This is a genomic window from Aestuariivirga sp. (genome assembly GCF_044239095.1).
Lineage (GTDB): Bacteria > Pseudomonadota > Alphaproteobacteria > Rhizobiales > Aestuariivirgaceae > Aestuariivirga.
In genome coordinates this window covers 1-11,520 of record NZ_JBIICB010000124.1, presented here as the reverse complement: position 1 = coordinate 11,520, position 11,520 = coordinate 1, and the positions used below count along the sequence as shown (strand labels likewise).

At 62.6% G+C, this 11,520-nt stretch carries 12 protein-coding genes; 7 read left to right on the top strand and 5 right to left on the bottom strand.

Translation table 11 applies throughout. The features are described from left to right. Positions 1-224: 224 nt before the first annotated feature. From ACILRA_RS12425 to ACILRA_RS12405, 5 genes are read left to right on the top strand one after another with little or no spacing between them, the layout of a single operon-like run. A complete protein-coding gene (locus ACILRA_RS12425) occupies positions 225-1,022 on the top strand; it encodes an ABC transporter ATP-binding protein (protein WP_395662417.1) in 798 nt (265 codons plus the stop codon). A 46-nt stretch (positions 1,023-1,068) separates the two neighbouring features. Further along, positions 1,069-1,857, top strand: coding sequence for a transporter substrate-binding domain-containing protein (locus ACILRA_RS12420; RefSeq protein ID WP_395662416.1), 789 nt, complete (start codon positions 1,069-1,071; stop codon positions 1,855-1,857). A gap of 52 nt (positions 1,858-1,909) precedes the next feature. Further along, positions 1,910-2,617, top strand: coding sequence for an ABC transporter permease (locus ACILRA_RS12415; protein ID WP_395662415.1), 708 nt, complete (start codon positions 1,910-1,912; stop codon positions 2,615-2,617). Between the two features lie 9 nt (positions 2,618-2,626). Beyond that, entirely contained in the window at positions 2,627-3,316 is a 690-nt protein-coding gene (locus tag ACILRA_RS12410; RefSeq protein ID WP_395662414.1) for an ABC transporter permease, read from the top strand. Then, a complete protein-coding gene (locus tag ACILRA_RS12405) occupies positions 3,313-4,479 on the top strand; it encodes a M20 aminoacylase family protein (protein ID WP_395662413.1) in 1,167 nt (388 codons plus the stop codon). Before ACILRA_RS12410 ends, ACILRA_RS12405 begins: the two co-directional genes overlap by 4 nt. Here the strand turns inward: ACILRA_RS12405 and ACILRA_RS12400 are convergent. Both ACILRA_RS12400 and ACILRA_RS12395 read right to left on the bottom strand, forming a co-directional pair. Beyond that, on the bottom strand, positions 4,470-7,487 hold the full coding sequence (locus ACILRA_RS12400) for an NAD(P)-dependent oxidoreductase (protein WP_395662412.1): 3,018 nt from the start codon (positions 7,485-7,487) through the stop codon (positions 4,470-4,472). The genes ACILRA_RS12405 and ACILRA_RS12400 overlap by 10 nt on opposite strands. A gap of 20 nt (positions 7,488-7,507) precedes the next feature. Then, positions 7,508-7,666 carry a hypothetical protein gene (locus ACILRA_RS12395; RefSeq protein WP_395662411.1) on the bottom strand — a complete coding sequence of 53 codons (159 nt, stop codon included), beginning with the start codon at positions 7,664-7,666 and terminating at the stop codon, positions 7,508-7,510. A gap of 124 nt (positions 7,667-7,790) precedes the next feature. Here ACILRA_RS12395 and ACILRA_RS12390 point away from each other — a divergent pair, with 124 nt between their 5' ends. Together ACILRA_RS12390 and ACILRA_RS12385 are read left to right on the top strand one after the other, a co-directional pair. Beyond that, entirely contained in the window at positions 7,791-8,798 is a 1,008-nt protein-coding gene (locus ACILRA_RS12390; RefSeq protein ID WP_395662410.1) for a sterol desaturase family protein, read from the top strand. A 35-nt stretch (positions 8,799-8,833) separates the two neighbouring features. Continuing rightward, a complete protein-coding gene (locus ACILRA_RS12385; RefSeq protein WP_395662409.1) occupies positions 8,834-9,382 on the top strand; it encodes a hypothetical protein in 549 nt (182 codons plus the stop codon). A gap of 134 nt (positions 9,383-9,516) precedes the next feature. Here ACILRA_RS12385 and ACILRA_RS12380 read toward each other — a convergent pair whose 3' ends face one another. From ACILRA_RS12380 to ACILRA_RS12370, 3 genes are all read right to left on the bottom strand, one after another. After that, entirely contained in the window at positions 9,517-10,032 is a 516-nt protein-coding gene (locus tag ACILRA_RS12380) for an OsmC family protein (protein ID WP_395662408.1), read from the bottom strand. A gap of 19 nt (positions 10,033-10,051) precedes the next feature. After that, positions 10,052-10,849 (bottom strand): ABC transporter ATP-binding protein, encoded by a 798-nt coding sequence (locus ACILRA_RS12375; protein WP_395662407.1) that lies wholly within the window; start codon positions 10,847-10,849, stop codon positions 10,052-10,054. A gap of 10 nt (positions 10,850-10,859) precedes the next feature. Next, positions 10,860-11,520: ABC transporter permease (locus tag ACILRA_RS12370; protein ID WP_395662406.1), on the bottom strand; the 661-nt coding region annotated here is incomplete at its 5' end.

The window sequence follows — 11,520 nt, the reverse complement described above, 5'->3', positions numbered from 1 at the left end:
CAAGGCCTTGCCGCGCGTTGCTGCCGAGGCAGGTGCGGGTGACGTAGAGAAACCTGAAAAGCGGGCCAAGCGTAAGCCGAAGGCCAAGCCGGAGTGAAGCAGGACCGTCAATCCAGCTTATAATTCAGGGAAAACCGGCAGATTGCACAATTGCAACTGCCGGTTTTCTTGTTATGTTGGCTGCCAAGACCCTTTGCTTTTCAGGAATGATCTGGAGTGAATGCTTGGCGCAAGCTGCTGCAGAGTTGAACGCCGGACCCCAGCTTGCTGTCCGCGTCAACAATCTACACAAGACATTCGGTGATCTCGAAGTCCTGAAGGGCGTGTCGCTGGCTGCGCGTGAGGGCGATGTCGTGTCGATGATCGGGGCATCAGGTTCCGGAAAGTCCACCTTCCTGCGATGCATCAACTTCCTTGAGATGCCCACCCAGGGCGAGATCGAGGTGACGGGCGAGAAGGTCTCGCTCGTCCGGAACAAGGATGGTGATCTCCACCCCGCAGACCGGCGCCAGCTGGAACGCATCCGCACCAGGCTCGGCATGGTGTTCCAGAGCTTCAATCTCTGGCAGCACATGACGGTGCTGCAGAATGTGATCGAGGCGCCTGTTCACGTGCTGCGCGTACCGAAGGCCGAAGCCATCGAGCGCGCGGAAAAGCTGCTTCACAAGGTTGGCCTCTACGACAAGCGCGACCAGTATCCGGCCTTTCTGTCGGGTGGCCAGCAGCAGCGTGCCGCGATTGCACGTGCACTCTGCATGGAACCCAAGGTCATGCTCTTCGATGAACCGACATCGGCGCTCGACCCGGAACTCGTGGGCGAGGTGCTTCGCGTGATCCGCGATCTGGCGGAGGAGGGCCGCACCATGATCCTCGTTACCCATGAGATGAAGTTCGCGCGCGATGTTTCGAGCCATGTCATTTATCTCTACAAGGGCATGATCGAGGAGGAGGGGCCGCCCGCGCAGGTATTTGGCAGCCCGCTGAGCGAGCGCTGCCGCCAATTCGTTTCCGGAAGTCATTAGTACGCCCGGAAGGATAGCAAGAAACGTCAAACAAGGAGGACGAACGATGAACTTCAAGAAACTACTGGTGGTAGCCGCCGCAGCGCTGACGATCGGCGCTACATCGGCAAGGGCGGATCTCGTATTTGCGACCGACACCTCTGCCTACCCGCCCTTCACCTCGAAGAACGCCGCGGGCGAATGGGAGGGCTGGGAGTATGATTTCATGAATGCGCTGTGCGCTGAAATGAATGAAAAATGTACCATGATCGCCATCGCCTGGGACGGCATCATTCCGGCGCTGCTCGAAAAGAAGATGGATGGCGTCTTAGGCTCGATGTCGATTACCGACAAGCGCAAGGAAGTCATCGATTTCTCGGACATGTACTACAATTCCGCCGCGGTGATCATCGGCGCCAAGACGGGCGATATGGACTTCACGCCGGAGCATCTGGCGGGCAAGACGATCGGCGTGCAGGGTGCGACGATCCACCAGAACTACGTCGACAAGTATTATGTGCCGAAGGGCGCTGTCGCCAAGGCCTATCAGAAGCAGGATGAGGCGAATGCCGACCTGGCCGCCGGCCGTGTCGACTATCTGATGGCCGATGGCGTGGCCCTGCGCGACTACCTGATGTCGGACGAAGGCAAGGCCTGCTGCGAACTCAAGGGCGCAGTTCCGGATGACAAGGAAGTGCTGGGTTATGGCGTCGGTGTCGGTCTCCGGAAGGAAGACACCGCACTGCGCGACAAGATCAACGCCGCCATCAAGTCACTCGCCGCCAAGGGCTATTTCGAGGAACTCACCAAGAAGTATGGCCTCGATGGGCTGATGACGCTGCCCCCGAAGGGCTGACGGAGCTGAACGGCTGCCCGCCCGGGCAGCCGTTCCTTTCCTGCCGCGCGGCATGTTTCCGGAAATTCTCAGTTTTGGCGACAAAGGTTTCGGAGACGAGCTTCTCCGCGGAACGCAGTACACGCTGCTGATCGCCAGCTGTGCGTTTCTGCTCGGTATTGCCTTGGGCTTGCTTGGCGCTGCCGCCAAGCTTTATGGAGGCCCCGTCGCACGCTTCATCGGCGGGCTCTATACAACCATCATCCGGTCGGTTCCGGAACTCGTGCTCATTCTGATCCTGTATTTTGCGGGCACCCGCGGCATCAACTCGCTTCTTGGACTTGCCGGCATCGAGCCAATTGAAGTGAACGCCACGCTTGCCGCAATTCTGGTGCTCGGTGTCGTTCAGGGCGCCTATCACACCGAAGTTTTCCGCGCCGCGATAAAGGCGGTCCCGCAAGGCCAGATCGAGGCAGGCCGCGCATTCGGCATGGGCAGATTGATGATTTTCTGGCGGATCATCGGTCCGGCTATGTTGCCGAATGCCATTCCCGGCCTGTCGAACCTCTGGCTCATCGTGATCAAGGACACGGCCCTCGTCGCCGTCGTCGGCAATGTGGAGCTTCTGTCGATCACCGCATCGGCGGCGGCCTTCACCAAGAAATACATGCTGTTCTACCTAACCACGGCATTGATCTATCTGGCGATCACGCTGATCTCGAGCTACTTCATCGCGATACTGGAGCGCCGTTTCCGGCGCGGCCAGACGCGTTTGGCCTGAGGCCCGGCCATGAACTGGAGCTGGGTACCAGAATATTTTCCGCTTCTGCTGCAAGGCATCTGGCTGACCATTCAGCTGCTCGTCGTGTCGATGGTGTTCGGCCTTATCATTGCCGTCCCGGTTGGCCTTGTGCAGGTGTCCGGCCCCCGGTGGCTTGGCGCCATCGCCAAAGGCTATTGCACGCTCATGCGCGGCACCCCGCTTCTGGTGCAGTTATGGCTGCTCTATTTCGGCTTGGGCTCGCTGTTCTCCTCCTACCCGGAAATCAGGCAGAGCGTTTTCTGGCCCATCCTGCGGGAGGGTTATTTCTATGCTCTTCTGGCGTTCTCACTGAATGAAGGCGGCTATGCCGGCGAGATCATGCGGGGCGGCTTCCTCTCGGTTCCCAAGGGAGAGCTTGAGGCCGCGCGGGCTTTCGGCATGTCGCCCTGGCAGGTCTTGCGGCGAATCTGGCTGCCCCGGGCCTTCCGCAACGTGCTGCCGACCCTCGCGGGAGAGACTGTGCTGATGCTGAAGGCCACGCCGCTGGCGGCAACGGTCACGGTGCTCGATATCTTCGGGGTGATCTTGCGCGTTCGCCAGAACACTTATCTGACCTATGAGCCGCTGTTCGTCGCCGCGGCCCTCTATATGGCCCTCACGCTTATCATCACCCGCCTCTTTGGACACATCGAAAACCAGATGCCGACCCGCCGATGATCGAAGACATCCTCAGGAAACACCTGCCCGAACTCACCGCCATCCGGCACGACATCCACGCCCACCCGGAGATGCTGTTCCAGGAGGAGCGCACGGCTGCCATCGTTGCGGGCGAGCTCCGGCGCCTGGGCTTCCAGGTGGCCACGGGCATCGCGAAGACCGGCGTCGTCGGCACCATCAGCAATGGCGCGTCCTCCCGCACCATCGGCATCCGCGCTGATATGGACGCACTGCCCATCGCGGAGCAGACGAACCTACCCTATGCCTCGACATATCCCGGCAAGATGCATGCCTGCGGCCATGACGGGCACACCACCATGCTGCTGGGCCTTGCCCGCTATTTGGCCGAAACCCGCAATTTCGACGGCACGGTGCACCTGATCTTCCAGCCCTCGGAGGAAGACGAAGGCGGTGCGATGAAGATGATCGAGGACGGCTTGTTCAAGCGCTTTCCTTGCGGCCAGCTCTTCGCGCTGCACAACCTTCCGGGCGAGCCCGAAGGCCAGATCATGGTGCGGCCCGGCCCGATCACCGCGGCGGTCGACATTGCCACCATCATCGTGCAAGGCGTGGGCGGTCACGGCGCCATTCCGCACAAGTCGGTTGATCCCATCGTCGCCGCCTCCAGCCTCGTCATGGCGCTGCAGACCATCGTGTCGCGCAACGTTGATCCGCTCGATCCGGCCGTCGTAACCGTGGGCGCCATCAACGGCGGCTCGATGGCGACCGTGATCCCGGAGACCGTGAAGCTTCTCGTCGGCCTGCGCACCGTCACGAAGCCGGTACGCGAGATGATGCTGGCGCGCATCCGTGACCTGAGCCAGGCCCATGCGAAATCCTTCGGATGCACTGCCGACGTGCAGACGGGTATCGACAGCTGGAGCTACCCGGCGGGCTTCAACACGCCCGCCGAAGCAGGCCTCGTCAGGCAGGTCGCGCTCGACATGGGGCAGGATCCGGCAAGGATCGACATGCGGGGGCCCTTCATGTTCTCGGAGGACTTCTCCTCGATGCAGGAGATCGTGCCATCCTGCTACTTCGGGCTCGGCGCAGGGCCCGGGCCGATGCTTCATGACCCGGGCTATAATTTCAACGATGCGCTGCTGGTGAAGGGACCGGCCTTCTGGGCAAGGCTGGTCGAGAAGGCCCTGCCTCAGCCGTAGGGGCCTTCAATTCCCAACTGCCGCATCAATGTTGCATAGGCGTTGAAGTGCTTTGTCAGCGCCGCGCCATGGCGCTCGATCAGCCGTGCCCGGCGCTCCTCGGTGTCCGCTGTGGCGAGCGCCCCCCAGATCGCCGCCATGGCTTCCGCGCCACTGCGGGCCGCATCCGCCGCACCTTCGGTGGCGAGTGCGCGGGCGATGGTCTGGCCCGAGCATTTTCCGACACCGGCCACCGTCATTGCGCCGCCTACGGAATATCCCTCCGGCAAGTCGCCCTTGAGGTTAACGACCTCGCGGTAACGAATGGCATTCATGATCTGGTCAACAGCCTGCTTTGCCCCTTCAACGCGTGAGACGTGTTCGGTATCCGCCGCCGCGTGGGGCAGCAGTTCGAGGCGGCCGGGATATTTCTTGCCAAGCGGAAGATAGGGCGCCATCGGCCCCGTGGCGGCGCCCGTTGCGGCATCGACGAAAAGATCGGCATCGACTGCAGCATAGCGCACCTTGCCGGCCGCCATGGCCTCGTCGAGGGCGGTGGCATCCACGCACTCACCCCGGTCATAGTTGATCAGGATGGCGCCATCGTTCAGTTCACGCAGCACGGCGGCACTCACCACATTGGCATTGGCATATCTGCCCGTTGCGGCATTGAGCGGGCCAAGCCCGGTATGAACCGAGATCACATCGGCACCGCGCGCCGCCTCTTCCGGCGTCGAGGCGAAGATGAAGCCCTCGGATTGGATCCATTCCCTGTGGCGCGGCCGCGCATGCACCGCAACCACCATGCCGAAGGCCTGTGCCAGCTTCGCCATCTCGCGGCCGATGTTGCCATAGCCGATGATGCCGATGCGCTTTCCCTCGATCTTCTCGGTGGGGAATTTCTTGAGGTCGCGGCCCGTATCGAACTGGCCCTCGGCCGTCAGGCGGTGCATCTCGTCCACAGGCAGGTCAGGCAGCACCTTGAGAAGCGCCTTGAACCCCATCTGCGCCGTGGCACGGCTGTTGAAGGAGGGCGTGTTCATCAGCGGCGCGGGGCCGCCCTCGCCATTGCCGCCACCCCATGAGGCTGAGGCCATGTTGCCAGTGCCAGCGCCAATCCGCACGCCGCCTTCGGTGAACACGGAATCCTTTGGCAGGAAGGTCGCCGCGGCGATCACGGCATCATACTGGCCCTTGTCGGTGAGCGGCCTGATCTCGTCCGGCTTCGACAGGTCGGGCTGGTAGAAGAAATGAATCCGGCCCTTCTCGAGGCTGGCCTCATCCGCCAGCGGCACCTCATGGAACACGCCGCCATTTGCCTCGACATGCGCCTTGACGGCGGCATGGTCGGGCCGCCCGTCCTTGCCGAATTTCAGGCCGACATAGTCGCAGATCAGGACCTTGTAGGCGCGCGCCGGATCGTCCCGGCGCGTCCGCGCAGCACCACCCGCCGATGCCGGGAAGGTGACGCCATGCTTTGCCAGTTCCTCCTCGATGACCACGATGCGCGCCCGGTGATAGGCATATTTCAAATTATCAAGCAGCGCCGTGATGTCTTCTACGGGGCGGATACCGCCGATCCATGCGCGGTAGTCGCCAGGAGTTCCGGGAAATGCGTTGACATAGCGCGCCACGTCGAGACCCTGTTCATGCTCGCCGCCCGGATGCGTGATCCCCTCGTAGGAGAGAAGCTGCTTCGAGCGCGCGATGATGCGCGCATGAAGACCCGGATCGGTGATGGCAGGGTCATTGACGCGGATCAGCGTCACGGCGGCGCCACGCTGTTCGGGGTTGCTGACGCCAAGCTCGAAGAGCTGAGAGTTGCTCATCCACTCGTTGATCGCTGCGCGATTGAGTTCGGAGCGCCGGTTCAGCTCCTGCACGGGACCGATCATCTTCTCCACCCGCAAGAGGCCGAAGGTCGTCTCGGCAAAGGCAAGGGTTGAGAAGGTGTTGATCACGCCTCCCAGCATGCGGTTTTCCTGAGGGTCGTAGATCGGTCCCAACTTGACACTGCGTGCGCCGGACAGGGGCAGCTTAGGGTCGGCTGGCGCTGCAAGCTTCAACTGCCGCGGAATGGCCCATGATGGCGTCTTCTGGTTTTCCTCCACGAGTGCGAGAGCTTGCGGCGTGAACGAAAGCAAATAGTAGCCCGATATGCCGCCGATCGCCTTCTGGAAAGGCATGAACAGGCAGCACTTGGTCATCACCTGCGCCACCACGTCCTCGCCCCAGGGCATGGCGCCCAGCATCGATGTGGCGTCAAGCACCGCGTGGTGCTCGGCCGGGTTCCGGTCGATCCAGTCAAGAAGGTTCAGGATGTCGGCCCGCGCGTAAGTGGTCGCTCCCGTCGTCTCATGGCCCACGCCGAAAAAGACCTTGATGCCCATGCGTTCCATCGTGTCGGAGGAGGGGATCGCACCCTCCGCCTTCGCGAAGTGAATGCGCGTCTCGTCGCCACCCCGGGCGTAGCGCATCATTTCGATGATCTGCGCGCCCCAGCTCTGCCGGAAAAAGCCAGAGGCTACGGCCGGTCCGGACTCAGGCGCCGGTGTATCGACATAGACGTGCTGGGCGGCATCATTCACGGTGAGGAAGTGCAGTGCCGCCACGGTGAAGCCAGAATGCCCCCCGCCAAGGCCAACCGCCATGCAGTTCGACTTCGGGAATGCGAAGTAGCGGTGGATCTCCCGCATCATGTCCAGCAGGAACTTGTCCGCCGGATAGCCGCGGTGCATGGAGCGGCCGATCTCGCCCGCGGTGAAGCAGCCGGTGTTGCGTCCTGTGTCGTCGAGCTTGCGGTAGTTCTGTTCCAGCCAGTGCTCGAAGGCGAAGCGAAGCTGGCGGTTCTCCGCCTCATCACGCGCCATGTCGGTAATGGGCCCGACGCCGAAGAACGGATTGATGGTCCGGGGTGGGGGGCCGCCCGCCGTCGCCGCAAGCGACTCGTCGCGCGCTGTCTGGAACGTCTTCAGCTCTTGCTTCACTCTTGGCCTCCCGGTTTTGGGCCAAGCTAGTCCATCCGGCATTGTTCTGCCGCCAAAAAACGTCACGCACGGCAGGCAGACGTCATCGGCGGCGAGTCGGCGGGCAGCAGCGGATGCCGCGACCTGCGCGAGACGGTGATCCAGCCCAGCCGTGGCTTGCTGTTCATGACGCGTGAGGAATGGTGCCGGTCCTGGAAACCATAGCGGCGCGGCATCTTCATCGGCTTCCTGATGCGGAGCCCGCGGGATTTATCTGCCCGGACGTGACGGTTGATTTTCCGCAAGACGGGGAGATAAGCTTTCCCCACTGGTGAATCTGGCGCCAGTTCGCGAGGGGGCCTCAAGATGGACGATAAGGATTTTGGCCGCGATGAGCGTGGTCACTGGGCTCCTGCGCGGCGCATATCCTACGGTCCACTGATGGCTGTTCCATGGGATGTCAGGGCGGTGCTGAAGTGGTTCTTCGGCTATCCGGGTTTCCTGTTTCCCTGGACCATTGGCTACGCGCTGCTGGCGATCGTTATCTGGCAGTGGCTCACACCATCGCTTGAGGTGATGCAAACGCTGTCGCCGGGCTGGGTGCTGTTCATTTTCGCCCGCAACATGCTGCTGGCGCTTGCGGTCTACGGGGGCTGGCACCTCTGGCTCTATCGCTGGAAGCGGCAGGGCACGCATTTCAAGTACAACAGGCAATGGCCGCGGGAGCGTTCACCCGGCTTCCTGTTCGGCAACCAGGTCCGGGACAACATGTTCCACACTTTGGCCAGCGGCGTTCCGGTCTGGACGGCCTATGAAGTTCTCCTGCTGTGGGCCTATGCCAATGGCTATGCGCCGATGATCTCCTTCGACAGCCATCCGGTCTGGTTCGTTGCCATGTTCCTCGTCGTGCCGTTCATTCATGAGATCGGGTTCTATTTTGCCCATCGTCTGGTGCACGTGCCTGCGCTCTACAAGTGGGCGCATCACCTGCATCATCGCAACGTCAATCCGGGTCCGTGGTCGGGGCTCTCAATGCACCCGATCGAGCATGCGATCTATTTCGCGTCCATCCTGCTGTTCTTCCTCATTCCCGCCCACCCCGTTCACATGATCAATCTCGCGTCACGGCTGGGCGTTGCGCCAGCACAAGGGCACACGGGCTTCGACCGCCTCGAACTCGGCGGCGAGGCGTCGATGGACGTGTCCTATTACGCCCACTACCTGCACCACAAATACTTCGAGGTGAACTATTCGGACGGCATGGTGCCGCTCGACAAATGGTTCGGGTCGTTCCATGACGGCTCACCGGAGGCCCATCAGGCCATGCTTGCAAGGCGTGCCCGCCTTGGTGACAAGCTGCCACGGAACGGATGACGCCCCTGCCACAGACAAACACTGGGAGACCTACAATGCTGCGTTACTTACGCGTTCTTCTCGCCCTGGTCGTGGGCGGCCTCCTGGCTGCACCTGTTGCTTTTGCAGCGGATGGCGGCGGGCCGGTTGTTCTCACCGTCACGGGCAATGTCGCCAAACCGAACCGCGGGCCGGTCGATGCCTTCGAGGATGCCGTCTTCGCGCATCTGGAGGTGAAGTTCGACAAGGCCTTCACATTCACTCTGGCGGAACTGCAATCGCTTCCACAGCGCAGTGTCACGGTCCGCTATGAAGGCTGGCCGCGGGAGGTGACCGCGACCGGACCGGAGATCGGCGACGTTCTGAAGGCCGCAGGTGCCGAGGGAACCAAGATCCTCGTTCAGGCCTTCGATGGCTACGCGCCTGAATTCACGGGGGACGACATTGCCCGTGGCAAGCTGATTCTCGCCCTCGCGGCGGATGGCAAGCCCCTCAGCCTCGGCGGGCGGGGCCCGCTCTGGCTGCTGGGACCGCCTGACAGTTTCGCTGGCCAGGATGGCGAGGATAGCCTCGCCTTCGCCGTCATCCACATCGACGTCCAATAGGAAGGCTGACCCTTGGAGCGGCAGGCGATCAGTTGCGATCACTGAAAGATTGCGCTCCAACGGTGCGGTCGCCCCAGCTTTCGCTGGCATGACGGTACGAGTGGGGTGTTGGTTATAACTAACCGCCCGCCGCGTTACGCGCCGTTTCGGCTGACGGTCGTGGTTATCGCGGCCGGCTTGGAAAGCGTCTGCAGCACCACGCAGTAGCGCTCTGTCAGTTTCAGCAGCGTATCGATCTTCTCCTGCGGCGCATCGCTGTCGACGTCGAAGGTCAGGCGGATGTCGCGGAAGCCCACGGGCGCTGTCTTCTCGACGCCCAGCGTGCCGCGGAAGTCGAGGTCACCCTCTGCGGACACCGTTCCGCTCTTGAGTTCGATATCGAGCGCGGTCGCCACTGCCTTGAGTGTCACTCCGGCGCAGGCAACCAAAGCCTCCAGCAACATGTCGCCCGAGCATAGTTCGAGCCCCGATCCGCCTGTCGCCGGATGAAGGCCAGCGACGGCCAGCGCCCTGCCGGTCTCTACCTTGCAGGCGATCGAGGCTGAATCGAGTTCGCCGCGTGCCTTGAGCGTGATGATGGCCGCGTCCGGCGCGGCGCGGTAATGGTCCTTGAGCGGGGCCTGCATCTTGCGCAGGGATTCAGAGTCCATGGGTCATGCTTCCTTATTCCTACCACCAATGTGCGGCCGCGGCTGCGGCCTCGTCAACGCCATAGGGTTTCCGTTCTGCCCCGGCTTCGCTGAGCGAGCCATCGAGCGCCACCAAAATACGCCGCTCGAGAGCGATGAATTCATCCGACAGGCGCGCGCGCGGGCGCGGCAGGTCGACCTTGATCTCGGTGAAGATCCGCCCGGGGGAGGGGCGCATCACCGCGATACGGTCGGCCAGCACGATTGCCTCCTCGATGTCATGCGTGACAATGACGAGTGTGGGCTTCTGTGCCGCCCAGAGGCTCAGCAGTGCCTCCTGCAGGCTGGCGCGGGTGAAGGGGTCGAGCGCTGAAAACGGCTCGTCCAGCAGAAGGACTTTTGGTTGCGGAACCAGGGCACGCGCGATTGCCACGCGCTGCGCCTGCCCGCCCGAGAGTTCGCGCGGCCAGGCATCGCCATAGCCACCAAGCCCGATCCGGTCGAGCACGCGCTTCACACGCTCGCGGCGCGTTGCTTCGTCAAGGCCCGCGAGGCCGAAGCCTGCATTATCGGAGATCTTCAGCCAGGGCAGCAGGCGCGGCTCCTGGAACACCATGCCGATGGCGGGGTGCGGCTCGCGGATTGCCGTACCATCGAGTGCCACTGTTCCTGCCGTCGGCTGGTCGAGTCCCGAGGCAAGCCTGAGGAGGGTGGACTTTCCGCAGCCAGAGCCGCCGAGGATGGCGATGATCTCGCCATCGCCGACACTGAGGTTGATGCCCTCCAGCGCCTGTGTCTGGTTGGCGTAGCGCTTTCCAATTCCCTCGAAGGTGATCATGCCGCGCCCGTCACTGCGATGAGGCAAAGGAATCCTGCCAGCGCAGGAAGGGCGCGAAGGCCATCACCAGCAGGTAGTCTGTCAGCTTGCCCAGCACGGCGAAGGTCAGGATGGCCGCGATGATCTGGTCGGGCTTGCCCAGTTGCTGGCCGTCGACGAGCAGATAGCCCAGCCCCTCGGAAGCGCCCATGAATTCCGCCGCGACCACGAACATCCAGCCCAGTCCAAGGCCGGAGCGGAGCGCGATCACATAGGCGGGCAGGATTGCAGGCAGCAATATGCGCCGCACCAGCGCCAGCCCCTTGAGCCTGAACATGCGCCCCACCTCGACGATCTTGCGATCGACCGAGGCAAAGGCTCCCATCACGCCCAGATAGACGGGGAAGAACACGCCCACCGCGATCAGCGTCACCTTCGACTCCTCGAAAATCCCGAGCCACAAGATGAAGAGCGGAACCCAGGCGATCGAGGGCACGGCGCGCAACCCTTGAAGTGTTGGGTCGACGATGCGGCGGACCACCGCCGAATAGCCCGCGAGGGCACCGATGAGCGTTCCAGCCACGGTGCCCAGCACGAAGCCAAGGGCCACCCGCCAGAGCGTGGCGCCGATATGCACGAACAGGTCCCCGTCCCGTGCCAGATCATAAAGCGTTGCCGCGATGCGCGAAGGT

What these genes read in the sequence shown, in the direction of transcription:
- ACILRA_RS12385 (WP_395662409.1), top strand. Translation starts at nt 8,834, where the DNA reads ATGCTGCGTTACTTACGCGTTCTTCTCGCCCTGGTCGTGGGCGGCCTC.
- ACILRA_RS12410 (WP_395662414.1), top strand. Translation starts at nt 2,627, where the DNA reads ATGAACTGGAGCTGGGTACCAGAATATTTTCCGCTTCTGCTGCAAGGC.
- ACILRA_RS12375 (WP_395662407.1), bottom strand. Translation starts at nt 10,849, where the DNA reads ATGATCACCTTCGAGGGAATTGGAAAGCGCTACGCCAACCAGACACAG.
- ACILRA_RS12400 (WP_395662412.1), bottom strand. Translation starts at nt 7,487, where the DNA reads ATGCCGGATGGACTAGCTTGGCCCAAAACCGGGAGGCCAAGAGTGAAG.
- ACILRA_RS12395 (WP_395662411.1), bottom strand. Translation starts at nt 7,666, where the DNA reads ATGAAGATGCCGCGCCGCTATGGTTTCCAGGACCGGCACCATTCCTCA.
- ACILRA_RS12405 (WP_395662413.1), top strand. Translation starts at nt 3,313, where the DNA reads ATGATCGAAGACATCCTCAGGAAACACCTGCCCGAACTCACCGCCATC.
- ACILRA_RS12415 (WP_395662415.1), top strand. Translation starts at nt 1,910, where the DNA reads ATGTTTCCGGAAATTCTCAGTTTTGGCGACAAAGGTTTCGGAGACGAG.
- ACILRA_RS12390 (WP_395662410.1), top strand. Translation starts at nt 7,791, where the DNA reads ATGGACGATAAGGATTTTGGCCGCGATGAGCGTGGTCACTGGGCTCCT.
- ACILRA_RS12420 (WP_395662416.1), top strand. Translation starts at nt 1,069, where the DNA reads ATGAACTTCAAGAAACTACTGGTGGTAGCCGCCGCAGCGCTGACGATC.
- ACILRA_RS12380 (WP_395662408.1), bottom strand. Translation starts at nt 10,032, where the DNA reads ATGGACTCTGAATCCCTGCGCAAGATGCAGGCCCCGCTCAAGGACCAT.